Raw genomic sequence first — 23,091 nt, 5'->3', positions numbered from 1 at the left:
CGGAAGGCGGGCAGGGCATGGAGCGGCTCTGCCAGGAGGCGGCGGGGTCGCGCCCGCCGCCCGTCACCGGTCCGCTCCGCTTCCCCGATACCACTGTCACGGACACGCAAAAAAGCCAGCCCAGGGCTGGCTTTCGGGGTGCCCGGCTACCGCGCTTACTTCATGCGGTAGGTGATGCGGCCCTTGGTCAGGTCGTACGGCGTCATTTCAACCTTGACGCGGTCGCCGGTAAGGATGCGGATGTAGTTCTTGCGCATGCGGCCGGAAATGTGGGCGATGATCTCATGCCCGTTTTCCAGTCGAACGCGGAAAGTGGTGTTCGGCAGCGTCTCGCTGACGGTGCCCTCGAACTCGATGGAGTCGTCTTTCGACATGTAATCCTGTGCGGTTCTGCGGATGGCCTTTTCAGGCCCGGAAGCCAAGCATTTTACCCCGCGCCGCGGAATCATGCAAAGTTTGCGTTAAGCCGCGCCCGTGCTGCCCAGCCGGGCGGCCGGCCAGTGGCCGAAACGGCGGGTCCAGCTTCCCGGCGGCGGGTCACCGGGCTCCCGCACCAGCGCCCGCACCTGGGCCAGGAACAGGGCGCGCGGCAACTGCACGGCCCCCATGCGCAGCAGGTGGGGGTTCTCGACCTGGGCATCGATCAGCGGCCAGCCCCAGCCGTGCAGGACGTGCGCCAGTGCCGCCAGCGCGATCTTGGAACCACCGCTGCGCCCGCTGAACATGCTTTCGCCGAAGAACATGCGGCCGATGGCCACGCCATAGATGCCGCCGACCAGGTGCGGCCCGTCGAACACCTCCACCGAATGCGCATGCCCGAGCCGGTGCAGTTCCACGTAGGCGCGGAGCATCCCGGCGGTGATCCAGGTGCCATCCTGGCCCGGCCGCGGCGCGCTGGCGCAGGCCTGCATCACCTCGGCGAACGCGGTGTCAGCGGTGACTGTCCAGGGGCTGGAGCGCAGTGCCCGGCGGAAGCGCGAGGACAGATGCACGCCATCGGTGCGGAACACCATGCGCGGGTCCGGCGACCACCACAGGATAGGCTGGCCTTCGGAAAACCACGGGAAGATGCCGCCGGCATAGGCGTTGAGCAGGCGCACCGGCGACAGATCGCCGCCGACGGCCAGCAGGCCATCGGGCTCGGCGAGCGCAAGCTCCGCCGGCGGGAACGCCGCGTCGGGCTGCGCGGCAAGCAGAAACGGATGCGCTGCGCGGCTCATGTGCCGTCGCCGTCAAGGAATCGGGGATGCTGCCGCGGCACCGGCCGGCGGCGCCTGGAGCGCAGCGCCATACGCGGGTACGGCAGCAACGCCGTGCACGGGACCTCTGCGGCCAGCAGGACACGGTTCACCGGATGATCGCCGCATGACCGGGGCGACCCTGGCCAGCCCGCCGGTCGGGACGCCGCCGCGGCCGCCGCTGCAGGGCCCGGCGAAGCCGCCGCCTGCGTGGCAGACGCCGGACACGAAGTAAGGGGAGTGCGCATCCTGAGTGGCTTGACCTGTACCTGTTCGCGCAATCCCGGGCACGCAGTCGCCCCGGTGCGGATCGGCATCATAAATGGCTTTCCGGCGTGCTGCGGCATGCCGATGCCCGGTCGGACGGTTGGCGCCGGGACACGGCCATGGATACATCGTCCCGAGCCGGCGGCAGTCGATCGGCCCGGAACGCGTCCGCGCCTGCCTTGCCCCGCCATCTTCCATCCGCGTGTCGGGCCAGCCTGGGCCTGCGGCGCCAGCCTGCCGATTCCCGCCTGCGTTTGAGCGATGCGCGGACATCATCGAACAGCGCGCACCCTCCGGCCGGTAGACGATGCGCGCCGCAGGTGGCCTGCTCGACGCGACGGCCGGTCGTGTCCGGGGATGGAGCCGGACGCCCGCGGCCCGGGGCCCTGCCACCTGTTTGCCGCGTCCGGGGATCCGCCGGCCCGGAGGCCCGGAAGGCGTGCCCCGGGGCACTATCCCGCTCCCGGGTCGGGTCCGGCGTCCGCGTTCACTGTGCGGGCGATATGCGCGACGCCGACAGCCAGGCGGTCGGCGAGACCCCGGCATGCCTCGCGGCGAAGGCGCGCGCGAACGCCGATGCACTTGCATAGCCAATCTCCAGCGCCACCTGTTTCGGCGGCTGCCCCCGCTTGAGCAGCGTCTTCGCCACGCTCAGCCGCCACTCGGCCAGGTACTCGCCCGGCGGCATGCCCACGACATGGTGGAAGTGCGCGGCGAACCGCGCGCGCGACATGCCGCTGACCCGCGCCAGGCCGTCCAGGGTCCAGGCCTCGCCCGGAGCGCCATGCAGCGCGTTGAGGGCTTTGGCCAGGCGCGGGTCGGCGAGGCCCGCGAGCACGCCCTGCGCGACCACGCCTGCGGTCATGCAGTGGCGCAGCAGTTGCAGGATCATCAGTTCGCTGAGCCGGTCCAGCGCCGCCTGTCGTCCGCAGTGTTCGGCGAACGCCTCCTCGAACAGCAGCGTCAGCGTGCCGTGCAGCAGCGGGTGGTCGCGCAGCGGCAACACCAGCCGCGCCGGCAGGCTGCGGGTCAGTGGATTGCCGGCATCGGCGCCGAGTTCGATCGACGAGCAGACCAGCTCCGCGCCCATCGCCCCCTCGCCACGGATCCAGTGCGGCGCCGGTCGCGGATAGAAGATCAGGCTGGGCGCGTCGACCACGGTTTCGCCGGCGACCGCATCGCCGATCCGCAGCGCCCCCCGCGCAGCACGTGCAGGTGGCCGACGCCGTCGCGGGCGTCGAAATCGGCGGTGTCGCACAGGCTGCCGGTGTGGAAGACCCGGGCCCGCAGGCGGAAGCAATCGAGCAGTGCGCTGAGTCGGTCCTGCATGTCGAGACGATCCGTGCGTTATTCTGGACGAAATGATACCAATCGTATCGACCGGGCGGGCACAGTGGCGACTCCCAACCACGGCTTCCAAGGAGCCCGCCATGTCTGCCGCATCCCCCCGCATCGCCCCCCTCGACCCGGCCTCGGCCACCCCGGCCGTCGCCGCTACGCTCGCCGCGGTCAAGGCCAAGCTCGGCGTGGTCCCCAACCTGATCCGCACCTTCGCCCGGGCGCCGGTCGCGCTCGACGGCTACCTGGCCTTGTCCGATGCCCTCGCCAATGGCGGCCTGAGCGCCGGCCAGCGCGAAATCGTCGCGCTGTCGGTCGGGCAGGCCAACCAGTGCGGCTATTGCCTGGCCGCGCACACCTTGATCGGCAAGGGCGCCGGCCTGTCCGAAGCGGATATCCGTGCGGCGCGCACCGGCGGCGGCGCCGACCCGCGCGACGCCGCGCTGGCGGACTTCGCGCGGCGCCTGACCGAGCAGCGCGGGGTTGTCGGCGACGACGACCTGGCGGCATTCCGCCGCGCCGGCTTCGATGACGCCGCCGCGCTGGAAGTGGTGGCGCTGGTCGCGCTCAACACGCTGACCAACTACACCAACCACCTGGCCGGGACGGCGGTTGACTTCCCGCCGGTGCCGCTGGAAATCGCGGGCTGAGCGAGGCCCGCCGCGGTACTGCGGGGCGCGCCTGCGGGCGCGTCCCGCGTCTGCGCCCGGTGGTCGTTTGGCCGGGTCCAGGCGCATGCCGGAACAGAAGCCCGAGGCCGCGCAGGCGGCTGCGCCGCTCGCATCGTCGCAGGCCTCAAATCCTGACCATTGCGCGCGGCCAGCGTGGGTTCGGCGTGCAGCGCGAGCCGTTGGCACCATGCGTGGCGGATGCCTGCCGCAGATCGCTGGTGTGGCGTAGCGGCCAACGCAACGCCACGCTCCGCCGGTGTGCCCGCGTCGTGTGCGCGGCGACAGGTCGCCACCAATGGCCGCCCGGCCAGCGCCGGTTACGCCGGCGGGAATGCCGCGCAAAGCGGCGCGGGACGCACGAACGGAGGCGCTGCCCGGCTCATGCGCCGTCGCCGTCGCGGAACGGGGAGTGCCGCCGCAGCGCCTGCGCGTAGCGTGCGACATCGCGCTCCTCGCGTGCGCACCACTCGCGCAGCGCCTGGCGGAACTGCGCATCGGCAACCCAGTGCCGGCTGCGCACGAGGGTCGGCAGGAACCCGCGCGCGAGCTTGTGTTCACCCTGCGCCCCCGGCTCGAAGCGCTGCAGCCCCTCGCGCAGGCAATAGTCGATGCCCTGGTAGTAGCAGGTCTCGAAATGCAGGCCGGGCAGGGCGGCGCCGCCCCAGTAACGACCGTACAACGTCTCGCCACCGCGCAGGCACAGCGCGCCGGCGATCGGCTCGCCATCCTGTTCGGCCAGGAAGATCACCAGGTGCCGCGGCATGGCGGTGGCCAGATGCCGCAGGAAGGGCAGGGTCAGCGCCGGCGCATTGCCGTACCCGGCGAAGGTCTGCAGGTAGAAGCCATGCATCGCGTCCAGGTCGGCCGCGCTTGCCTCGTCGCCGTGGACCACGCGGAAGCCGATGCCGCTGCGCGCCACCCGCGCGCGCTCCTGGCGGATGTTCTTGCGGTGCTTGTGGTCCATCGACGCGAGGAAGCCGTCGAAATCCTGCCAGCCGGGCCGGCGCTGCCACTGGAACTGCACGTCCGCGCGCCGCAGCCAGTCCGTATCGAAAGCCGTGTCCTCGGCCGCGACATGGAAATTGACATGGGCCGAGGACAGCCCCTGCGCGCGCACATGCGCGGCGATCGCTTCCAGCAGCAGGCGCCGGTCGGCGGCGTCGCGGGCCAGCAGGCGCGGGCCGGTGACCGGCGAGTAGGGCACCGCGCCGAGCCACTTGGGAAAGTAAGCCAGCCCATGCCGTGCATACGCATCGGCCCAGGCATGGTCGAACACGAACTCGCCGTGCGAGTTGTGCTTCAGGTAGCCCGGCACCGCGGCGGCCAGTTCATCGCCGCGCCACAGGGTGATGTGGCAGGGCTGCCAGCCCCATTCCGGGCGCAGGCAGCCGTGCTGCTCCAGGCCGGCAAGGAAGGCGTGGCTGACGAACGGGTTGCGCCGGTCGTGCAGGGCATCCCACTGTGCCGCCCCTACCTCGGCCAGGGACGGCAGCACCCGCACTTGCAGGGAAGACGTCATGGCCGCAGTTGCAGCACGTCGATGGTCGGCGGGTTGAACAGGCGCAGGGGCAGGCCGACTTCGCCCACGCCGCGGGTGGTGAACACCCGCACCGGACCGGCCGCCGCCGCTGCCACCTGTTCCCCGCGGTCGAACCCGTGGGCGCTGGGGATGACCTTGCGGTACAGCCAGGGGATGCGGATCTGCCCGCCGTGGGTATGCCCGGCCAGGACGATGGCGGCATCGCCCGGCAGCAGGTCCATGGCGCTGTCGGGGTTGTGCGCGACGACGATCGCCGGCGCGCGACCGGGCGGCCGATGCAGGAAGCCCGGAGCATCCTTGCCGGCCCAGCGGTCGCCCAGGCCGGCCCAGCGGATGCCGCCGGCATCGACCAGGCGCATACCTTCGATGATGCGCACGCCATTGGCGCGCAAAGCCGCACGCAGCGCGGCATCGATGTCCGGGCCCGGCGCCTGCTGGTCGTGGTTGCCGAGCACGGCGTAGACCGGCACCCGCAGCGCCGACAGCGGCGAGAACGCTTCGGACAGCACCAGCCGCTGCGGTTCATAGGTCAGGTCGCCGGCAATGACCACCGCATCCACCGGCAGCGCATCCAGCCGCGCCACCAGCCGCTCGAGGAAGCGGCGGTCCTTGTAGACCCCGAGGTGGATGTCGCTGACCAGGGCGATGCGCACGTGCATGCCGGTGCCGCGCAGCTCGGTATGGGCGACGCGGATCCACTGCGGCTCGATGAAGCGCGCCCACGCGAACAGGCCGCAGCCGAGCAGCAGGATTACGAGCACGGCGCGGTATCGGCGGCGGCGCCATTGCCACAGCAGCCAGACGATGGCCGGGAACACCAGCCAGCTGCCGTGGAACAGCAGTTGCTTGGCGAACACCTTGTCCATGCCCGGCTGCCGGGACGGCCGGGCTCAGTGGCCCTGGGCGTCGAGGAAACGCTCGGCGTCGAGTGCGGCCATGCAGCCGAAGCCGGCCGAGGTGATGGCCTGGCGGTAATGCTGGTCGGCCACGTCGCCGGCGGCGAACACGCCCTCCACCGAGGTCTGGGTGGCATTGCCGCCCAGGCCCGAGCGGATTTCCAGGTAACCGTTGTTCATCGCCAGCTGGCCCTCGAACAGGGTGGTGTTCGGGTGGTGGCCGATGGCCACGAAGAAACCATGCGCGGCGATGTCGCGGGTGCTGCCGTCCTGGGTGGACTTCACCCGCACCCCGGTCACGCCCATCTCGTTGCCCAGCACTTCGTCGACCTGGTGGTGCCACACGGTTTCGATCTTGCCCGCCGCGACCTTGGCGAACAGCTTGTCCTGCATGATTTTTTCCGCCTTGAGCGTGTCGCGGCGGTGCACCAGGTAGACCTTGCGGGCGATGTTGGACAGGTACAGCGCCTCTTCCACGGCGGTGTTGCCGCCACCGACCACGACCACGTCCTGGTCCTTGTAGAAGAAGCCGTCGCAGGTGGCGCAGGCCGACACGCCACGGCCCTTGAACGCCTCCTCGGACGGGATGCCCAGGTACTTGGCGGTGGCGCCAGTGGCGATGATCAGCGCGTCGCAGGTGTACTGCGCGCTGTCGCCGGTGAGCGTGAACGGACGCTGCGACAGGTCGGCGGTGTGGATATGGTCGAACACCACCTCGGTATCGAAGCGCTCGGCGTGGGCCTGCATGCGCGCCATCAGGTCCGGCCCCATCAGGCCATGGGCGTCGCCCGGCCAGTTGTCCACTTCGGTGGTGGTCATCAGCTGACCGCCCTGCTGCAGGCCGGTGATCACCACCGGCTTGAGGTTGGCGCGCGCGGCATACACCGCGGCGGTCCAGCCGGCGGGGCCGGAGCCCAGGATGACGAGCTTGTGGTGGCGGGTGGGCAGGGACGGGGCGCTGGAAGTGCTCATGTATACTCGCGGGAAGTCGGGATTGGCGGCGCGATCGCGCTGCATGGCGACCGTCCGGACCGCTCATAGAGTGGAGACCGGGCTCCGGTGAATCAAGGCGCAGTGATGGAACTGCGCGGCCCACCGGACCGCCCGCACCCACGGTCGCCCCCGTCGCCGACGCTCCGCATGCGTGCCGATGTCCTTTCGCTGCCGTGCCCGTCACCCGCTGCATCGGGCGGATGAAACGGGGCCGCGTGTCGTTTAATATCAATCACTAACCCTGCATTTCTAAGGTCTGGTCCAAGGTGGCGAAACAGGTCCCGGAACGTGACAAGGGCGCTGGCCCGAGCGGCAACGCGCGCAAGCAGGCGGCCGCCGCGGACAATCCACGTCGCAACAGGCTGTGGCGTGACCTGGCGCTGATCGCGATCGCGCCGGCACTGCTGTACCTGCTGGCCAGCCTGTTCACCTATTCGCCGGCGGACCCGGGCTGGTCGCAGGCCGGCTCGGTGGTCGCCCCGATCCACAACATGGGCGGCCGGGTGGGGGCGTGGATCGCCGACGTGCTGCGGCAGTTGTTCGGCTACGTGGCCTACCTGATTCCGCTGATGCTGGCGGCGGTGGCCTGGATCGCCATGTTCGGGCTCAACCGCGAGGACCGCGGCAACAACGACGACCTCGGCCCGGCATTGCGGCTGGTCGGCATCGTCGGTTTCCTGATCGGCGCCACCGGCTTCCTTTACCTGCGCCTGCCGCCGGGCGATGTCGCCCGCGCCGGTGGCGGCCTCGGCGTGCTGGTGGGCAAGTCGCTGCAGAGCGGCTTCGGCCCGGTCGGCAGCAACCTGTTCCTGCTGGTGCTGCTGTTGACCTCGATCACCCTGGCTACCGGCCTGTCGTGGTTCTGGGTGATGGAGAAGATCGGCAAGTGGGTGCTGGCGCTGGGCCCGCTGCTGGACCGCAAGAAGGAACAGGCCAGCGCCTGGCAGCAGACCCGGGCGCTGCGCGAGGAACGCGAGGAAGTGCGCAAGGTCGATGCCGAAGTGCGCGCCAGGCGCGAGCCGGTGAAGATCGAGCCGCGCCCGGTGCCGGTCATCGAGAAGAGCGAACGCGCCAAGCGCGAGACCCAGATCCCGATGTTCCAGGGCGTCAATGGCGACGGCTCGGACCTGCCGCCACTGGCACTGCTGGACGACCCCAAGCCGCAGCCCAAGGGCTACGACGAGCAGACCCTGGAAACGCTGTCGCGGCAGATCGAGTTCAAGCTCAAGGACTTCCGCATCGACGCCCAGGTGGTCGGCGCCTATCCGGGCCCGGTGATCACCCGTTTCGAGATCGAACCGGCGCCGGGCATCAAGGTCAGCCAGATCAGTTCGCTGGACAAGGACATCGCCCGCGGGCTGTCGGTGAAATCGGTGCGCGTGGTCGACGTGATCCCGGGCAAGTCGGTGATCGGCCTGGAAATCCCCAATGTCACCCGCGAGATGATCTTCCTGTCCGAGCTGCTGCGCTCGAAGGAATACGACAAGTCGGCGAGCGTGCTGACCCTGGCGCTGGGCAAGGACATCGCCGGCCGCCCGACCGTGGCCGACCTGGCGCGCATGCCGCACCTGCTGGTGGCCGGCACCACCGGCTCGGGCAAGTCGGTGGCGGTCAATGCCATGGTCCTGAGCCTGCTGTACAAGGCCAGCCCGAAAGACCTGCGCATGCTCATGATCGACCCGAAGATGCTGGAGCTCAGCGTCTACCAGGGCATCCCGCACCTGCTGGCGCCGGTGGTCACCGACATGAAGGAGGCCGCCAACGGCCTGCGCTGGTGCGTGGCCGAAATGGAGCGCCGCTACAAGCTGATGAGCGCGGTGGGCGTGCGCAACCTGGCCGGCTTCAACAAGAAGATCAAGGACGCCATCGACGCCGGCCAGCCGCTGATGGACCCGCTGTTCAAGCCCAACCCGGAAATGGGCGAGGCGCCGCGCCCGCTGGAGCCGCTGCCGTTCATCGTCATCTTCATCGACGAATTCGCCGACATGATGATGATCGTCGGCAAGAAGGTCGAGGAACTGATCGCGCGCCTGGCGCAGAAGGCGCGCGCCGCCGGCATCCACCTGATCCTGGCCACCCAGCGCCCGTCGGTGGACGTGATCACCGGCCTGATCAAGGCCAACATCCCGACCCGCATCGCGTTCCAGGTCAGCTCCAAGATCGACTCGCGCACCATCCTCGACCAGTCCGGCGCCGAAGCGCTGCTGGGCAATGGCGACATGCTGTACCTGCCGCCGGGCACGGCGATGCCGGACCGCGTGCACGGCGCGTTCGTCTCCGACGAGGAAGTGCACCGGGTGGTCGAGCACCTCAAGGCCAGCGGCCCGGCCGACTACATCGAGGGCGTGCTGGACGAGGTCCAGACCATGGGCGACGGGGTGGTGGTCGGCGCCACCGGCCTGCCCGAATCCAGCGGCGGTGGCGACGAATCCGACCCGCTGTACGACGAGGCGCTGCGCATCGTCACCGAGACCCGGCGCGCCTCGATCTCCGGCGTGCAGCGGCGGCTGAAGATCGGCTACAACCGCGCCGCGCGCCTGATCGAAGCGATGGAAGCGGCCGGCGTGGTCAGCGCGCCGGAGCACAACGGCGACCGCAGCGTGCTGGCACCGCCGCCGCCCAAGTGAGTGCCGCGGCGGCATTCGATCGCGATTGCCGCCCATTCAGTTTATGCCGGGCAGACTCTGCCCATTCCCCCGTCCATCGATGACTACCGCCATGAACGTCTTCCTGCGTCCCACGTTGATTGCCGTCGCCCTGGCCGCGGCCGGTCTCGCCGCCGACGCCCATGCCGGCGCGCGCGACGACCTGAAGTCCTTCACCAATGGCCTCCGCGGCCTGGACGGGCAGTTCAGCCAGCAGGTGTTCGACGCCCGCGGCAAGCTCAAGGAGTCGTCCAGCGGCCGCGTCGCACTGTCGGCACCGCGCCTGTTCCGCTGGGAGTACACCCGCCCGCATCCGCAGCTGATCGTCGCCGACGGCAGCAAGGTGTGGGTCTACGAACCCGACCTGGAGCAGGCCACCGTGCGCAGCCAGGGCGAGGAGGAGCAGAACAGCCCGTTGACCGCGCTGATCAACCCGGCGCAGCTGGAACGCCAGTACGACGTCAGCGAAGAGGCGGCTCCGCGCGATGGCCTGCAGTGGCTGTCGCTGAGCCCCAAACGCGAAACCGATGCCAGCTTCCAGTACGCCGCACTCGGCTTCGGCCAGGGCGGGCTGAGCCGCATGGAAGTGGTCGATGCGGTCGGCCAGCGCACGGTGATCGACTTCAGCGGCTGGAAGAAGAACCCGGGCTTCGCCGCCGGCACCTTCCGCTTCACCCCGGCCAGCAACGTGGACGTCATCGGCGAGCGTTGAGCGCCGCAGCCAGCCCCGATAGCGGGCGGCGCAATGACGGTCGCCGTCACCTGCGGCCACGCTAGAATGCCGGCGTGGCCAGATCCAGAAACACGTTCTCCGACCCTCCTGCCGACCTGTTGAGCGCGGACCGGGAGGGCATGCGCCCGCTCGCCGAACGCATGCGCCCGCGCACGCTCGACGAAATGGTCGGGCAGAAGCGCCTGCTGGCGCCCAATACCGCGCTGCGCCGGGCCATCGAGTCCGGCCGGGTGCACTCCATGGTGCTGTGGGGGCCGCCGGGGTGCGGCAAGACCACCTTGGCGCTGCTGCTGGCACGCTATGCCGATGCCGAGTTCCGCGCGATCTCGGCGGTCCTGTCGGGCCTGCCCGACGTGCGCCAGGTGCTGGCCGAGGCCGCGCAGCGGTTTGCCGAAGGCCGGCGCACGGTGTTGTTCGTCGACGAGGTGCACCGCTTCAACAAGTCGCAGCAGGATGCCTTCCTGCCGCACATCGAGCGCGGCACCATCATTTTCGTTGGCGCCACCACCGAGAACCCGTCGTTCGAGCTCAACTCCGCGCTGCTTTCGCGCTGCCGGGTGCACGTGCTCGAGGCGGTGTCGCCCGAGGACGTGGCCGAAGCGCTGCAGCGCGCCCTGGACGATGGCGAGCGCGGGCTCGGCGGCGAGGTCATCCAGGTCTCCCGCGAATCGCTGCTGGAGATCGCCCGCGCCGCCGACGGCGACGTGCGGCGTGCACTGACCCTGCTGGAAATCGCCGCCGAGCTGGCGGCGGGCGAGGGCGGGCGGATCACCCCCGACACCCTGCTGCAGGTGCTGGCCGACCGCACCCGCCGCTTCGACAAGGGTGGCGAGCAGTTCTATGACCAGATCTCGGCGCTGCACAAGTCGGTGCGCAGCTCCAACCCGGACGGCGCGATCTACTGGCTGGCGCGCATGCTCGATGGCGGCTGCGACCCATCCTACCTGCTGCGGCGCCTGACCATCATGGCGGTGGAGGACATCGGGCTGGCCGACCCGCGCGCCCTGGAAATGGCGATCAACGTCTGGAACGCCTACGACCGCATCGGCGCGCCGGAGGGCGATATCGCCCTGTCCAACCTGGTGGTCTATCTGGCCAGCACCGCGAAATCCAACGCCGCCTATGCGGCACTGAACGCCGCCCGCGCCGACGTCGGTGAACTGGGGTCGCTGCCGGTACCGCTGCACCTGCGCAACGCGCCGACGCGGCTGATGAAGACCCTCGGCTACGGCAAGGGCTACCAGTACGACCACGACGTCGCCGGCGGCATCGCCCTGGACCAGACCGCGTTCCCCGACGGGATGGGCGAGCGCGTGTACTACCGGCCGGTCGAGCGCGGGCTGGAAATCAAGCTCAAGGAAAAGCTCGACCGGCTGCGCGCGGCACGCGAACAGGCCAGGGGCGGCGACTCGACAAAGGACTGAGCGGCGCCCCGTGCCGCGCCCGGCAACCTTGCGCGGTTTCCATGACAGCAACAGGAGACATCAGCCGATGTGGCTTTCCTTTATGGCGATAGGCGTCGGAGCGGCCATCGGGGCATGGCTGCGGTTCGGCCTGAGCGTATGGCTCAATCCGCTCCATTCCACCGTTCCGCTGGGCACGCTGGCCGCCAATCTGCTCGGCGGCTACGCCATCGGCCTGGCGCTGGCATGGTTCGCGGTACGCCCGGACATCGCGCCGCAGTGGCGCCTGTTCGTGGTGACCGGCCTGCTCGGCGGTCTGACCACCTTCTCCACCTTCTCCGCCGAGGTGGTGCAGTTGTTCCTGCGCCAGCAGTTGGGCTGGGCGCTGGCGACCATGGGCCTGCACCTGGCCGGCTCGCTGTCGATGACCGCGTTGGGCTGGGCCACCTGGCGACTGTTGCGCCCCTTGGCGTGAACCGGCTTTCCAACGCATGATCCGCTTTCCATCTGTAGCGATCGAAAGACGACATGCCGGTAGAGCAGGGTAGAGTGAGCGAGCCGGTACCGGCAACGACCATCATCGGTGCCGACGTCGGCGGAACCTACGCCCGGCTGGGCTGGGCCACCCTGCGACCAGGCGAGCCGATCCGCATCAACGGTTTCCGCCGCTACGCCTGTGCCGAACATCCAAGCCTGGCGGCGATCCTGCAGGATTACGCCAGCGGCCTGCGCGCCGATCCTGCGCTGCCGCCGGTTGGCCGCGTGGTGGTGGCCATCGCCGGGCTGCTGGAGGGCGACCGCCTGCTCAACACCAACCTGGCGTGGCCGGTTTCGCTGGCCGCCACCCGCCGTGAGTCGGGGCTGGGCGAACTGGAGCTGATCAACGACTTCGTGGCGGTGGCCCAGGCCATCCCCCACGTCGCGCGCGATGCGCTGCACCCGTTGTCCGGCGACCCCGCCCATGACCACGGTAGCCCGGCCCTGGTGCTTGGCCCCGGCACCGGGCTGGGTGTGGCGCTGCGCCTTGAGAACAGCCAGCCGCCGGTACTGGCCAGCGAAGGCGGGCACGCCGCGCTGAGCGCCGGCAACGCGCTGGAGCTGGACGTGCTGCGCATGCTGCTGCAGCGCCATGGGCATGTGGACTGCGAGCGCATCCTGTCCGGCCCCGGGCTGATGACGCTTCACGCCTGCCTTTGCGAGCGCGAAGGCGTGGCACCGCGCTGGCAGACGCCGGCCGAGCTGGTGCAGGCGGCGCGTTCCGCCGATGACCCGCTCGCACTGGCCAGCATCCGCGCGTTCTGCGCGTGGCTGGGCAGCGTCACCGGCGACCTCGCGCTCACCTTCGGCGCCCGCTCGGTCTACCTCACCGGCGGCATCACCGGGCATCTCGCCCCGTGGCTGCACGAAGGCGGGTTCCAGCAGCGCTTCCTGGCCAAGGGCGCATTGTCGTCCACGCTGCAGCGGGTGCCGGTGTGGCGCATCGACGACGGCGAACTCGGCGTGCTCGGCGCGCTGGCCTGGCATGCGGACACCAGCGGCCGCGGCCGCATTCCCACGGGAGAGACGTTATGAACAACCGCAGGCAGTTCCTGCAGACCTCGCTGCTGTTGGCCACCGCCGGCGCCGCGCCACGCATGCTGGCATCGCCCATGGCCGCCAATGGCGCGCGCGTGGTCTCCACCTGGGACTTCGGCGTCGGCGCCAACCAGGCCGCGTGGAAGGTACTGGCGGCCGGCGGCAGCGCGCTGGATGCGGTAGAGGCGGGCGCCCGCTGGGCCGAAAGCGACCTGTGCAACCCCACCGTGGGCCGCTGCGGCAACCCGGACCGCGATGGCGTGCTGACGCTGGATGCCAGCATCATGGCCGGCGATGGCCGTTGCGGATCGGTCGCGGCGCTGAGCGACATCCTGCACCCGGTATCGGTCGCGCGCCGGGTGATGGAACAGACCCCGCACGTGATGCTGGTGGGCGAGGGCGCGCAGCAGTTCGCCGTGCAGCAGGGCTTCGAGCGGCGCAGGCTGCTCACCCCGGAAGCCGAACACGCCTGGCGCGAATGGCTGAAGACCGAACACTACGCGCCGCAGATCAACGCCGAGCGTCGCGGGCGCCCGGGCGACAAGGACAACCACGACACCCTCGGCATCCTCGCCATCGATGGCAACGGCCACATGGCCGGTGCCTGCACCACCAGCGGCATGGCCTTCAAGATGCACGGCCGCGTCGGTGACAGCCCGGTCATCGGTGCCGGGCTGTACGTCGACAACGAAGTCGGCGCGGCCACGGCGTCGGGCATGGGCGAGGAAATGATCCGCAACGCGGCCTCGTTCCTGGTAGTGGAACTGATGCGCCAGGGACGCTCGCCGGCCGACGCCTGCCGCGAAGCCATCGAGCGGGTAGTGCACAAGCGCCCCGAAGCCAGCCGTACCCTGCAGGTGTGCTTCCTTGCCATGGGCAGGAACGGCGACGTCGGCGCCTACGCCCTGCATCGCGGCTTCGTGTACGCGGTCTGCGATGCGCGCAGGCAGGACACGCTGCTGGATTCCCGTTCGGTCTACACCAGCGAGCAGACATGAGCGGGCGCCGCCTGCTGGAGATCGCCAGCAACTCGGTCGCCTCGGCGCTGGCCGCGCAGGCCGGCGGCGCCGACCGCATCGAACTGTTCGACAACCTGGCCCAGGGCGGCACCACGCCGTCGCGCGGCAGTGTCGCCGTGGCCCGCGACCGCCTGCGGATTCCGCTGTTCGTCCTGATCCGGCCGCGACCGGGCGATTTCCATTACGACACCCAGGAAGCCGAGATCATGCTGCGCGACATCGAAAGCTGCCGGCAACTGGGCTGCGATGGCGTGGTGATCGGCGCGCTCACCGTTGACGGCGATGTCGACGTCGCGCTGTGCCGGGAACTGGTCGCGGCGGCCGGCCCGCTGGGCACCACATTCCACCGTGCCTTCGACGCCGCCCGTGATCTGCCGGCGGCCCTGGAAGCGATCATCGACCTGGGTTGCCAGCGCGTCCTCAGCTCCGGCGGCGCCGCCAGCGCCATGGCCGGCCGCCACGTGCTGCGGCAACTGGTCACCCAGGCCGGCGGGCGCATCGGGCTGATGGCCGGCGCCGGCCTGAATGCGCGGAACATCGCGACGATCGCCGAATACAGCGGCTGCACCGAACTCCATGCCTCGGCGAAGGCGCTACGCCGCTCGACCATGCGCCACCACAACCCGGCGCTCATCGGCCTGGAAAGCGACTGGATCCAATCCGATGCGGAACAGGTAAGTGCATTGCGGCAGGCATTGGACCAGCTAGTGTGAGCATGCGGGCTGGCCTGCTTCGCTGATCGGATTTTTACATAATATACATTGACCCGAGCAGTGCGGCCGCTGATAGTCGCGTAAGCATATGATTCCAAAGGCGAATTTCAGCCTTTGATGATGCCTGTTCGGCCCGGACCTTGATCGCTTCGGACGGGTCGGCTTTTGCCAATTCCACCAGCGCCGCCAGGTGCTCGTCGGTGATCTTTCCGCCCTTCCTCCAGACCGAAACCGAGTTTCGGGCGACCTTCATTTTCTCGGCTAGCGCCATGTCCGATTCGCGGTCGCATGCCTTGCGCGCTGCGTCGATGAGCCGATTGATCGTCTGCATGTCCTACACCGTTTGACAGGAGTGTCCTATGTGATGTTACATCCACGCCGTGTCCTATGCCGTAGGACACGCCCGCCCCCGGTCGCCCTGCCCGGGTGTGCGGGCTCAGGGCGCAGGGTGGGGGATTCCGTGATGCATTACGAAATCATGCAAGGTCTGGCGCTGGGTTCCGCGCTGTTGATCGGATGGGGACTGGTTTGGCTGTGGGTGTGGCGTCTGGATTACCGTGATGCGTCACGGCATGCGCGGCATCAGGCGGACCGGCTCATTACCTGGGCGCAGATGGAGGCCGCCGTCATCGCCGCCGAGCGCGCCATTGGGGTGCGTCATGGCTGACCTGCCTGACGCGGTTCGATACGCCGCAATCGGCGTGCTGGTTTTGTGCGTCGCACCGCGCGTCATCCTCAGCTATGTGCGCTGGAGAAAGGGCCATGGCTGCTAACGGCCGGCTCTTGGGCGTGGACCGTCGCGTACTTCATGCGCGCTTCCATGAGTCCGTTCCGGGCGTCTACCCGCTGGACGCCGACGTGCAAGCGGTCATGGCCGCGCCAGTGGCCGAGTACTGGATACAGCAGCGCATCGTAGGCGTCCCCGGCTGGACGCTGAAATGCCGCTACGGCCAGGACGTGGCATGGGCCGTTGAGCGCGTGAAGTGGTGGAACGCGCTCCTGCGTGGTCGCCGGCAGTACCGCGTCGTGTCGGTACTAGGTGATAGCTGCACCGTGGTTTTCGGGGAGGGCGCCGGCCATGGTTGATGCCGCAGCTTCTGGACTCCCCGCGTCTAACAGGGGAGTCAGTGAACCTGAACGGATCGGGGTGGTTATCGACTGGGTAGCCTGCTCCTTCGATCTGTTCGCTGTTCTGGACGCCTATGCGTTCCATCACGTGCCTGAGGACCGCGATGCGGTCTGTGCCGACCTGAACGGCGTTGTCGGTGCCTGTGCCCCGGCTGTCGCCCAAGCGCTGGCGGATCACTTCTTCCCGGGCCTGTATGAGCTTGGCGCCCCGTCGCGCGGCCGGTTCTACAACTGGCGCGTGGCGTTGCGTGTGGGTGGCGAGCATGTCGGCCTGTTGGAGTTCGGTGGCCTGAACACCATTCGCCGCGATGGCACCTATACCGCCCGTCTTGAATTGACCGGCGACGGCTGCCGCGTGTTTGAAGCAAGCGCCGGGGATGACCATGCGCAGCGGTGGTCGTCCCTCGCTACGGCGCTTGGCATTGTCGATGCGCGGCTGACGCGCGTGGATATCGCCGCCGATGACTTCGCCGGCCTGTATCCGGTGCAGTGGGCTATTGATCGCTATAACGATGGCGATTTCGACCGCCGCGGACAGCGCCCGAAAGCGCGCCTCATTGATGACATGGGGAACCGCACTGGTAAGACCTTCTATGTCGGCAGCCGCAAGTCGGAAAACCAACTGCGGGTGTACGAAAAGGGCAGGGAGCAGGGTGATCCCGCGTCCGAGTGGGTGCGCTATGAGGGCGAGTTTCATGCCAGCAACCGGCGCGAATTGCCGCTCGATATGCTGGTCGATCCCGCGCCGTATCTGGTCGGCACTTATCCGGTGCTCGACTTCGTAGGCGGCATCGGCGAACGCCTGCGCATCGCGGTCGAAAAGATGATGGCGAACTGTAAGCGGTACGTGGCGCATTTCCGTCGCCAGTACGGCCCCATGCTCAACGCGATGCTGCACGCCGCTGGCGGCGATGAGGCCACGCTCGCGCGGCTGGTGCTGGGTACTGCGCGCTCGACACTGCCGGCGTGGTGCCCGCGTCCCGATGACGCTGCGCAACTGCTCGTGGCTGTCCTGTTCGCGCCTTCAAGCGAAATCGAATCCGAAACCCGGCAGGTGTCTGTCGGAGATTGAATCCTGCGCGCCTGATAGCTGCGGGCGCGGATGACAGGTCATGCAGCTTACTTACGCCCGACATAGCGGGCACAACGGAGAAGAGAATCATGAGCATCAAAGTCACTGTGTTGTCTGCCCAGGTGGAAGAGCGCGACGGCACTTTCGAGGGCCGCAACGGCGACCAGATCAACTACACCACGCGCAAGCAGAAAGCGAAGCTCGAAGCGGGCGGCTTCGCCTATCCGTTCGATGTGCGTCTGGAAGCCGGCCAGCGCGCCTACCCGGTCGGCGAGTACACGCTCGACATGGATTCCATGGTTTCCGTCAACCGCGGCGCGCTCAACCTGAGCAAGTACACCGTGCTGCTGCCGGCGAAGGCTTAAGCAGATGGCCCTGTGCGTCGTTCTGCAGGCCGACGGCACGCTCGTCCCTACTGGACAGCCTGTCTCCGAATGCGCGGGCTATGTGATGCCTTCGGCCGCCGAACACGCCCAGGCATCCATTCTGGTCGATCTCTTCAAGTGGCCGGAACCGGAAGTTGCGGCCGCATGGTTTACGGGGGTGTTTGGCCTTGTTCTCACGTTCCACGTTGTGGGGTACGTGGTCGGCGCCGTCGTCAAGTCGGTCAGTACTGAGCGGGCCTGACCAGCCCACATCGCGCATTTCGCGCACAACCAACAAGGGAGCAAAACCATGGATTTCAGCGAGATTCTGTCGGGCATCGTCGTCACCAGCGCCGTGAGCGCCATCATCGGTGCCGGCGCCATCAAGGCCGCCCCGGGCTTCGCCCGCTGGGCCACCAACAAGGTCGCCACGTTCTTCCGTTGATGCCAAAGGGGGCCGGGAAACCGGCCCCGCTATCCAATGAATACAGAGCCTGATGACGCGATCACCGATGGGGACGATGACGACTGGTGCCCGAGTGCTGCGGTGATGACGTGATCGTGCTTGATGACGGCACCTTGTTCTGCCGCGAGTGCCAACAAGTAATCGACTACTAGGGAAGGTTCCCATGGACTTTAGCGGTGTGCTGAAAGGGCTGTCCGTCGCGCTGGTTGTCGCTGCCATCGTCGGTGCTGGCGCGTTGATGGCGCTGCCGTGGTTCGGGCGCTGGTGTGTCGACAAGATCGCGGGGTTCTTCTCGGATCGTGAGTTGGACGATGAAGAGGATTCCCACGCCGATGATGAGGCGGGTGATGTTGATGAGGTCGTGTGTGCTGAGACGGGCCACGACTTTGACGGAGACGAGTGCATTTTCTGTGGTGCTACGCGCGAGGGGGAGTGAACATGTTTGTCTGCATGGTGTTTGCGTTTATCGGTGGGATCGCGGGGCACGCCGTAGCCCTGGCATTCAATGAAGCAAGTCAATGACCGGGCTCGGCAGCTTCCTGCGCGCGATCGTTCGCTTGCGCTGGCTGGTGGCCCTTGCGGCCGTTGCGGGGTTCTGCTGGGGCTTCGCCGCGCATGCGTCGTTGCCATCCTCGACATGTAAGCCCTATCTGCATTCGTCCGGCTCGTACTACGTTGATTGCGATGAGGGGCATTCCTATCGCTATATCTACGCGCAGCACGCTGAAAAGGTCCGCACCAATAACTATGCCGACCTGTATTTCGTTATCTGGTCCCTCAATCAGCTTCGGCAAGCGCCCGGCTATTCCTTCGTGAAGGGCGACGGATATGCCGTTGTTGCGCGGTCGCTGTCTAGTGAGACGTACACCTCACCTGAGGTGCTTTCGCGCTATGAGGGGTTGTGTGCATCGCGCCCCGAGATTCCGGGGTACAAAGGCCCGGGGCCCGGTGTCGGCGGCCTTGTCTGCGTCGTGGGCTGCGTCTATGACACCGCACTCAACGGGGGCCGGTCGGCGGGCCCGCTACTACTCTGTTCCCCACTGGCGAGGTCTGCGCTACTGGCAATGATCCCGTGCCATCTGAGTTGATCCCTCCCGATCCGGATCCCGATCCCGAGCCGGAAACCTGCGAGGAAAACCCCTCAGCTGAGGGCTGCGAAACGGATCCGGGCGAAGGGGGTGGGACCGATCCGGGTGGCGGCACTGACCCGGGCGGTGGCACCGATCCCGGTGGCGGTACTGACCCGGGCGGTGGCACGAATCCCGGCGGGGAAACAGGGCAGGGGGATCGCCGTGCGGTTACGGTAGCTATCCGCCGTGCCGAGTGACGATTGAAGGTGATGGGGGTGGCGGTGCGCCAGGACCGACGACGGGGCGGCTATACACGCCATCAGGTAAGACAGTTCCGCAGGTGCTTGCGGATTTTAAGTCTCGCGTTGAGGGCGCTCCGATACTTTCTAAGGTGAGGGGCTTTTTCGGAGAGTGCACCGGCGCTGGCGGCTGCCCTAATGCATCTTGGGACGGCGGCGAGTATGCGGGGAGCTTTGATCTATCGAGCCTATGTAGCGGCCCGCTTCTTGAGTTGTTCCAGTTCGCAGGATTCGTTTTCTTGGCAGGCGCTAGCGTCGTCGCGCTTCGGTGGGCACTCCTATGAATCGAAAGCACGTCTTTGTTCTCTTTGCCGCACTCCTCGTCCTCGCTGTCTCTGCCTCGTGGGCGGCTGCGGATGGGGTCGGGCCTGTCACCGCCCTCACCACCTGGGCGCGCGAGCAGATCACGTCACTATGGGCTGACGTGGTGTTCTTCGCCCACGATCTGCAAACGGATTTCATTGAGCTAGTGCTGTCGTTTGTAAGCGCAATCGTCTACCTGATTCCGTCGCCGGACTTCCTGACGGACGTGAGCTTCTGCGGAATGCTGAGTGCAGCCGGCCCATGGACAGCATTTATTGTCGGGCAGCTTCGCGTCGGCGAAGCGATGGCGCTCCTTGCGGCTGCATTGATATTCCGCCTGTTGCGCGTGTTCCTCACTCTCTTCCAGTGGACTTAAACCATGATCTTTGGGCATGAGGGGTTGCCTCGTAGCGGCAAGAGCTATGAGGCCGTGTTGCATCACATTCTGCCGGCCCTTCGCGCTCGCCGGCATGTCTACGTCCGCTTGAATGGTGTGCGTGAGAACCTCGAAAAGATCGCCGACTACCTCGGCATGCCGCATGATGAAGTGCGCTCTTTGGTGCACATCATGGGCGACAAAGAGGCGGTGGATTGGTGCGTATGCGACACCGACAACGATGGCGCGATTTCGTTCCCGCACATTGAGAAGCACGCGCTAGTGGTCGTTGATGAGGCGCAAGAGTATTGGCCGGTGAACCGCGCCAACCTGCCCGAGCGCACGGCAAACTTCTTTGCCAAGCACGGCCATATCAGCATCGATATGGTCATCATTTCGCAGGACTGTAAGGACCTGCACCGCCTGATTATTCGCCGCATGGCGAAGAAGAACGCCTATACAAAGCTCGATGCCTTGGGTGCGGATGAACGCTATTCGGTCAGGTTCTACGCGGCTACCGGCACCGGCAAGTATGAGTGCGTCGGCACTGAAACCCGCAAGTATGATCCCGCCATTTGGGAGCTCTACCATGGCGTGCAGCCGGGCGTAGAGTCCAATGAGGTCTATAAGGGCAACACGCGCACGCTATGGCGCACGCTGCGCACTCCCGCCATTCTGGTCGGCCTCGGCCTCATCGTCGGCATTTTCATGCTGCTTCGTTTCTTCTTCTCCGGCGGTGAAAGCACCGGCGTCGTGAGCAAGGTGCACGAGGTCGTAGAGAGTCAACGGGCCGCCATCCCGGCCATGCAGGGCGCGCCAGGTGCGCAGCCTGCGACAGTTGTTAGCACCACTGCGCCGGATCAGAAGCGCGAGCCTGTTCCCGCCGGCGTTCGCTATATCTTGGACTTGGCCGAAACTTCAAGGGTTCGCCATGCTGGATACCTTGAATCCCGCGACGTGGTGGAATTTCGTGCCACCGGGGAGGGCAGGTGTTGGACCGATTCACCACTGAGCAGCTGTGGGCGCTAGGCTGGTCCGTGAGGCGCACGGAGTATGGCGTGCTCTTGAAAGCGCTGCGTCACGAGATCATCGCGACACGTTGGCCTGTTGATCCCATGGGCGAGCAATCTAACGCAACCACTGAGCGTATCCGCGCGGCGGCGGGGGCGCCTTTGACGAGCGCGAGCGAGTCACAGACGCCTGCGCCGCCCGCATCTGTACCCGGGGCGGTCGTGACCTATTCGCAGGGGAGTCGTGCGGACGTCTTTCCGCGAAATCCGCCGCAGACGATTGGCGGCTTCACGCCGCCGACCAGCACCCTGTAAATACGTGACGCATCACATATAACCAGCGATCATTTGATATACGTGATGCGTCACGATATTTTCGAGTCGTCAAGTACAGGAATATCGTGATGCGCGACGCAAATGACCCGGGCACTGTCGAAATGGAGTTGCCGTTGCCTGCGCGGAAGCGTGGCCGCCCATGCAGTGGGAGCAAACCCATGTCCGCCGCTGTCCGGGCCCGACTGTACCGGCGACGGCGCGCCCTCGGGCTCCTGCTGTCTACGCTTCATGAGGTCAGCGATGCGGCGCTGATTGATGCCGTACGGCGCAATATCCGCGATGGCGAACCGGACGTGCGTGATATGTACATCGAAGAGCTTGTGCGGCGGCACCATTCCGCCGGCAAGATCGGCGAGGACGCTCTCTATGCGGCTCGCAATGCAGGGGCAGGGGTGTAGGGGCGTAGCCCCTACGGATAACGATTCACCCGCGCTGGCGGCGCTTCTGCCCCGGTGTGATCGGCCTACCGGCGTCCTCCCGGCAATCCAGCGCTACCGCCTCATGCAAAGCCCGCTTTTTCTCCCTCTTGGCCCTCGCCAGCCTGAGTTCGTCGCGCAGATAGACCACCTGGGCGGGCTTGCCGTTCTTACGGTGCCTCCGGGCCACGATTGCCTGCCATGGCGCCCCACGTTCGATGCTTGCCTCGGCCATCATCGTGCGCCATTCCTGCGCAATTGTGGCCGTTAGGCCCAACCACGCGAGGTCTTGGGGCTCCAGTTCGCGGCCCTCGGGAGTGACCAAACGGCCGCTCTTAAACGCGAAACCGGCCCAGTGGCCGGTTAGCTTTCTGTCCTTCACGTCACACGCTCCATGCCATCAATTGCCGTGGCAGGATGGGTGCCGACCGTAAGAGCCGGCGGACCCGATGCGACCTGTTCGCATTTAACATAATATACATTATGCGAAATACAGGACCACTCCTGATCGTGCTGGGCGTGGCCGCAGCCCTGTTCCCCCAAGCCCCGCTTCTGGCCCTCCGTCGGCTTAGGTGGATCTGGCTCTGGATCGTCTCTTGCTTGCCGCAGCGTCCACCCAAGGACGAAGAGATTCAGGTGTTCACCGCAGAGAATCTTGGGCGATCCCGACGGAGACGCTGGGAAACCGACGCAGATGTTGTTGAGCAGTTTAGAAACTGCACCCATTTCCTTCCTCGCCACCCCATCTACGGAGAATTCGCTGATATTTAGATCCAGCGCGAAGCTGAATCCTTTCTTTCTCTTCAACTGTCACGAAGCTTGGCTCTCCGTCCGTACTAGGCCCCGTCAACATGTTTGCCTTCCTATCAATAAGCCTTTCCTCAAGCGGCACACGTTGCCAAGGGGCACCGTTTACTGATCGGTACTCAATGTAGGGGAGTATCGGCCTTCCGAGTGCATGCCACGTCTCGCAGTAATAGAAGGTCGTCACTATTGACCATGATTTGTCGGATTCGTCGTAATCAAGAAGCACCGGCACGTAGGTGTCCCGCCATTCGGGTGGCAGTTTGATATCGCCCGGCGCTTTGGTGATCGCAATCGACATCTCCACGGGATCCCTCCAACCTCCGGTACCACCAAGCTCCGAGTACGTCCTCCCTTGTGCAGTCCGAGCAACCACAATCATTCGCCCATCCACAAGCCGAACCTCTTCCGACCA

Annotated in this window: 23 protein-coding genes and 3 pseudogenes; 19 read left to right on the top strand and 7 right to left on the bottom strand. The window is 67.0% G+C overall.

Going from position 1 to position 23,091, the window contains the following annotated elements:
• Nucleotides 1-155: 155 nt before the first annotated feature.
• The 3 genes and pseudogenes from B1L07_08205 to B1L07_08195 form a co-directional block, all read right to left on the bottom strand.
• Entirely contained in the window at nucleotides 156-374 is a 219-nt protein-coding gene (locus B1L07_08205; protein ID AUZ55073.1) for a translation initiation factor IF-1, read from the bottom strand.
• Nucleotides 375-461: 87 nt separating this feature from the next.
• Nucleotides 462-1,220 (bottom strand): leucyl/phenylalanyl-tRNA--protein transferase, encoded by a 759-nt coding sequence (locus tag B1L07_08200; protein AUZ55072.1) that lies wholly within the window; start codon nucleotides 1,218-1,220, stop codon nucleotides 462-464.
• Nucleotides 1,221-1,992: 772 nt separating this feature from the next.
• Nucleotides 1,993-2,834, bottom strand: a pseudogene (locus B1L07_08195) (hypothetical protein).
• 101 nt (nucleotides 2,835-2,935) lie between these two features.
• Between B1L07_08195 and B1L07_08190 the strand changes: the two are divergent.
• A complete protein-coding gene (locus B1L07_08190) occupies nucleotides 2,936-3,493 on the top strand; it encodes an alkylhydroperoxidase (protein AUZ55071.1) in 558 nt (185 codons plus the stop codon).
• A 400-nt stretch (nucleotides 3,494-3,893) separates the two neighbouring features.
• On the opposite strand, the gene B1L07_08185 is transcribed toward B1L07_08190, so the two are convergent.
• The 3 genes from B1L07_08185 to B1L07_08175 are packed head-to-tail and all read right to left on the bottom strand — an operon-like array spanning nucleotide 3,894 to nucleotide 6,922.
• A complete protein-coding gene (locus tag B1L07_08185) occupies nucleotides 3,894-5,033 on the bottom strand; it encodes a GNAT family N-acetyltransferase (GenBank protein AUZ55070.1) in 1,140 nt (379 codons plus the stop codon).
• Nucleotides 5,030-5,920: a hypothetical protein gene (locus B1L07_08180; protein AUZ55069.1), complete on the bottom strand. Its 891-nt coding sequence runs from the start codon at nucleotides 5,918-5,920 to the stop codon at nucleotides 5,030-5,032. Before B1L07_08180 ends, B1L07_08185 begins: the two co-directional genes overlap by 4 nt.
• A gap of 24 nt (nucleotides 5,921-5,944) precedes the next feature.
• Nucleotides 5,945-6,922 (bottom strand): thioredoxin-disulfide reductase, encoded by a 978-nt coding sequence (locus tag B1L07_08175; GenBank protein ID AUZ55068.1) that lies wholly within the window; start codon nucleotides 6,920-6,922, stop codon nucleotides 5,945-5,947.
• 287 nt (nucleotides 6,923-7,209) lie between these two features.
• Here B1L07_08175 and B1L07_08170 point away from each other — a divergent pair, with 287 nt between their 5' ends.
• The 18 genes and pseudogenes from B1L07_08170 to B1L07_08085 all read left to right on the top strand — a co-directional run bounded on the left by B1L07_08170 (nucleotide 7,210) and on the right by B1L07_08085 (nucleotide 21,854).
• Nucleotides 7,210-9,570 carry a cell division protein FtsK gene (locus B1L07_08170; GenBank protein ID AUZ55067.1) on the top strand — a complete coding sequence of 787 codons (2,361 nt, stop codon included), beginning with the start codon at nucleotides 7,210-7,212 and terminating at the stop codon, nucleotides 9,568-9,570.
• A 91-nt stretch (nucleotides 9,571-9,661) separates the two neighbouring features.
• Nucleotides 9,662-10,300 (top strand): outer membrane lipoprotein carrier protein LolA, encoded by a 639-nt coding sequence (locus B1L07_08165; GenBank protein ID AUZ55066.1) that lies wholly within the window; start codon nucleotides 9,662-9,664, stop codon nucleotides 10,298-10,300.
• A gap of 74 nt (nucleotides 10,301-10,374) precedes the next feature.
• Nucleotides 10,375-11,745, top strand: coding sequence for a recombination factor protein RarA (locus B1L07_08160; protein ID AUZ55065.1), 1,371 nt, complete (start codon nucleotides 10,375-10,377; stop codon nucleotides 11,743-11,745).
• 67 nt (nucleotides 11,746-11,812) lie between these two features.
• On the top strand, nucleotides 11,813-12,199 hold the full coding sequence (locus B1L07_08155; GenBank protein AUZ55064.1) for a fluoride ion transporter CrcB: 387 nt from the start codon (nucleotides 11,813-11,815) through the stop codon (nucleotides 12,197-12,199).
• A gap of 53 nt (nucleotides 12,200-12,252) precedes the next feature.
• Nucleotides 12,253-13,296: a glucokinase gene (locus tag B1L07_08150; GenBank protein ID AUZ55063.1), complete on the top strand. Its 1,044-nt coding sequence runs from the start codon at nucleotides 12,253-12,255 to the stop codon at nucleotides 13,294-13,296.
• Nucleotides 13,293-14,297 carry a N(4)-(beta-N-acetylglucosaminyl)-L-asparaginase gene (locus tag B1L07_08145; GenBank protein ID AUZ55062.1) on the top strand — a complete coding sequence of 335 codons (1,005 nt, stop codon included), beginning with the start codon at nucleotides 13,293-13,295 and terminating at the stop codon, nucleotides 14,295-14,297. The genes B1L07_08150 and B1L07_08145 overlap by 4 nt, the downstream gene beginning before the upstream one ends.
• Nucleotides 14,294-15,031 carry a copper homeostasis protein CutC gene (locus B1L07_08140; protein ID AUZ55061.1) on the top strand — a complete coding sequence of 246 codons (738 nt, stop codon included), beginning with the start codon at nucleotides 14,294-14,296 and terminating at the stop codon, nucleotides 15,029-15,031. Before B1L07_08145 ends, B1L07_08140 begins: the two co-directional genes overlap by 4 nt.
• Nucleotides 15,032-15,171: 140 nt before the next feature.
• A complete protein-coding gene (locus tag B1L07_08135) occupies nucleotides 15,172-15,378 on the top strand; it encodes a hypothetical protein (GenBank protein AUZ55060.1) in 207 nt (68 codons plus the stop codon).
• A gap of 116 nt (nucleotides 15,379-15,494) precedes the next feature.
• Nucleotides 15,495-15,698, top strand: a complete 204-nt coding sequence (locus B1L07_08130; GenBank protein AUZ55059.1) for a hypothetical protein — start codon at nucleotides 15,495-15,497, stop codon at nucleotides 15,696-15,698.
• Between the two features lie 95 nt (nucleotides 15,699-15,793).
• On the top strand, nucleotides 15,794-16,117 hold the full coding sequence (locus tag B1L07_08125; protein ID AUZ55058.1) for a hypothetical protein: 324 nt from the start codon (nucleotides 15,794-15,796) through the stop codon (nucleotides 16,115-16,117).
• Between the two features lie 61 nt (nucleotides 16,118-16,178).
• A complete protein-coding gene (locus tag B1L07_08120) occupies nucleotides 16,179-17,231 on the top strand; it encodes a hypothetical protein (GenBank protein ID AUZ55057.1) in 1,053 nt (350 codons plus the stop codon).
• Nucleotides 17,232-17,320: 89 nt separating this feature from the next.
• A complete protein-coding gene (locus B1L07_08115) occupies nucleotides 17,321-17,596 on the top strand; it encodes a single-stranded DNA-binding protein (protein ID AUZ55056.1) in 276 nt (91 codons plus the stop codon).
• A 4-nt stretch (nucleotides 17,597-17,600) separates the two neighbouring features.
• Nucleotides 17,601-17,858, top strand: coding sequence for a hypothetical protein (locus B1L07_08110; GenBank protein AUZ55055.1), 258 nt, complete (start codon nucleotides 17,601-17,603; stop codon nucleotides 17,856-17,858).
• A 48-nt stretch (nucleotides 17,859-17,906) separates the two neighbouring features.
• Nucleotides 17,907-18,041, top strand: a complete 135-nt coding sequence (locus B1L07_08105; GenBank protein AUZ55054.1) for a capsid protein — start codon at nucleotides 17,907-17,909, stop codon at nucleotides 18,039-18,041.
• 184 nt (nucleotides 18,042-18,225) lie between these two features.
• Nucleotides 18,226-18,498, top strand: coding sequence for a hypothetical protein (locus tag B1L07_08100; GenBank protein ID AUZ55053.1), 273 nt, complete (start codon nucleotides 18,226-18,228; stop codon nucleotides 18,496-18,498).
• Nucleotides 18,499-19,711: 1,213 nt separating this feature from the next.
• Complete coding sequence (locus B1L07_08095) at nucleotides 19,712-20,110, top strand: hypothetical protein (GenBank protein AUZ55052.1); 399 nt, start codon at nucleotides 19,712-19,714, stop codon at nucleotides 20,108-20,110.
• 3 nt (nucleotides 20,111-20,113) lie between these two features.
• Nucleotides 20,114-21,435 (top strand): annotated as a pseudogene (locus B1L07_08090) (Zona occludens toxin).
• Between the two features lie 179 nt (nucleotides 21,436-21,614).
• Complete coding sequence (locus B1L07_08085; protein ID AUZ55051.1) at nucleotides 21,615-21,854, top strand: hypothetical protein; 240 nt, start codon at nucleotides 21,615-21,617, stop codon at nucleotides 21,852-21,854.
• A gap of 250 nt (nucleotides 21,855-22,104) precedes the next feature.
• On the opposite strand, the pseudogene B1L07_08080 reads toward B1L07_08085, so the two are convergent.
• Nucleotides 22,105-22,254: pseudogene (locus tag B1L07_08080) on the bottom strand (hypothetical protein).
• Nucleotides 22,255-23,091 lie beyond the last annotated feature (837 nt).

Source organism: Stenotrophomonas acidaminiphila (assembly GCA_002951995.1).
Taxonomy (GTDB): Bacteria; Pseudomonadota; Gammaproteobacteria; order Xanthomonadales; family Xanthomonadaceae; genus Stenotrophomonas; species Stenotrophomonas acidaminiphila_A.
This window is presented reverse-complemented; position numbering and strand designations above follow the sequence as displayed.

Excerpts from the sequence above, each read along its gene's own strand:
- B1L07_08205 (AUZ55073.1), bottom strand. The coding sequence starts at position 374 with ATGTCGAAAGACGACTCCATCGAGTTCGAGGGCACCGTCAGCGAGACG.
- B1L07_08200 (AUZ55072.1), bottom strand. The coding sequence starts at position 1,220 with ATGAGCCGCGCAGCGCATCCGTTTCTGCTTGCCGCGCAGCCCGACGCG.
- B1L07_08190 (AUZ55071.1), top strand. The coding sequence starts at position 2,936 with ATGTCTGCCGCATCCCCCCGCATCGCCCCCCTCGACCCGGCCTCGGCC.
- B1L07_08185 (AUZ55070.1), bottom strand. The coding sequence starts at position 5,033 with ATGACGTCTTCCCTGCAAGTGCGGGTGCTGCCGTCCCTGGCCGAGGTA.
- B1L07_08180 (AUZ55069.1), bottom strand. The coding sequence starts at position 5,920 with ATGGACAAGGTGTTCGCCAAGCAACTGCTGTTCCACGGCAGCTGGCTG.
- B1L07_08175 (AUZ55068.1), bottom strand. The coding sequence starts at position 6,922 with ATGAGCACTTCCAGCGCCCCGTCCCTGCCCACCCGCCACCACAAGCTC.
- B1L07_08165 (AUZ55066.1), top strand. The coding sequence starts at position 9,662 with ATGAACGTCTTCCTGCGTCCCACGTTGATTGCCGTCGCCCTGGCCGCG.
- B1L07_08155 (AUZ55064.1), top strand. The coding sequence starts at position 11,813 with ATGTGGCTTTCCTTTATGGCGATAGGCGTCGGAGCGGCCATCGGGGCA.
- B1L07_08150 (AUZ55063.1), top strand. The coding sequence starts at position 12,253 with ATGCCGGTAGAGCAGGGTAGAGTGAGCGAGCCGGTACCGGCAACGACC.
- B1L07_08145 (AUZ55062.1), top strand. The coding sequence starts at position 13,293 with ATGAACAACCGCAGGCAGTTCCTGCAGACCTCGCTGCTGTTGGCCACC.
- B1L07_08140 (AUZ55061.1), top strand. The coding sequence starts at position 14,294 with ATGAGCGGGCGCCGCCTGCTGGAGATCGCCAGCAACTCGGTCGCCTCG.
- B1L07_08130 (AUZ55059.1), top strand. The coding sequence starts at position 15,495 with ATGCATTACGAAATCATGCAAGGTCTGGCGCTGGGTTCCGCGCTGTTG.
- B1L07_08125 (AUZ55058.1), top strand. The coding sequence starts at position 15,794 with ATGGCTGCTAACGGCCGGCTCTTGGGCGTGGACCGTCGCGTACTTCAT.
- B1L07_08115 (AUZ55056.1), top strand. The coding sequence starts at position 17,321 with ATGAGCATCAAAGTCACTGTGTTGTCTGCCCAGGTGGAAGAGCGCGAC.
- B1L07_08110 (AUZ55055.1), top strand. The coding sequence starts at position 17,601 with ATGGCCCTGTGCGTCGTTCTGCAGGCCGACGGCACGCTCGTCCCTACT.
- B1L07_08105 (AUZ55054.1), top strand. The coding sequence starts at position 17,907 with ATGGATTTCAGCGAGATTCTGTCGGGCATCGTCGTCACCAGCGCCGTG.
- B1L07_08100 (AUZ55053.1), top strand. The coding sequence starts at position 18,226 with ATGGACTTTAGCGGTGTGCTGAAAGGGCTGTCCGTCGCGCTGGTTGTC.
- B1L07_08095 (AUZ55052.1), top strand. The coding sequence starts at position 19,712 with ATGAATCGAAAGCACGTCTTTGTTCTCTTTGCCGCACTCCTCGTCCTC.
- B1L07_08085 (AUZ55051.1), top strand. The coding sequence starts at position 21,615 with ATGTCCGCCGCTGTCCGGGCCCGACTGTACCGGCGACGGCGCGCCCTC.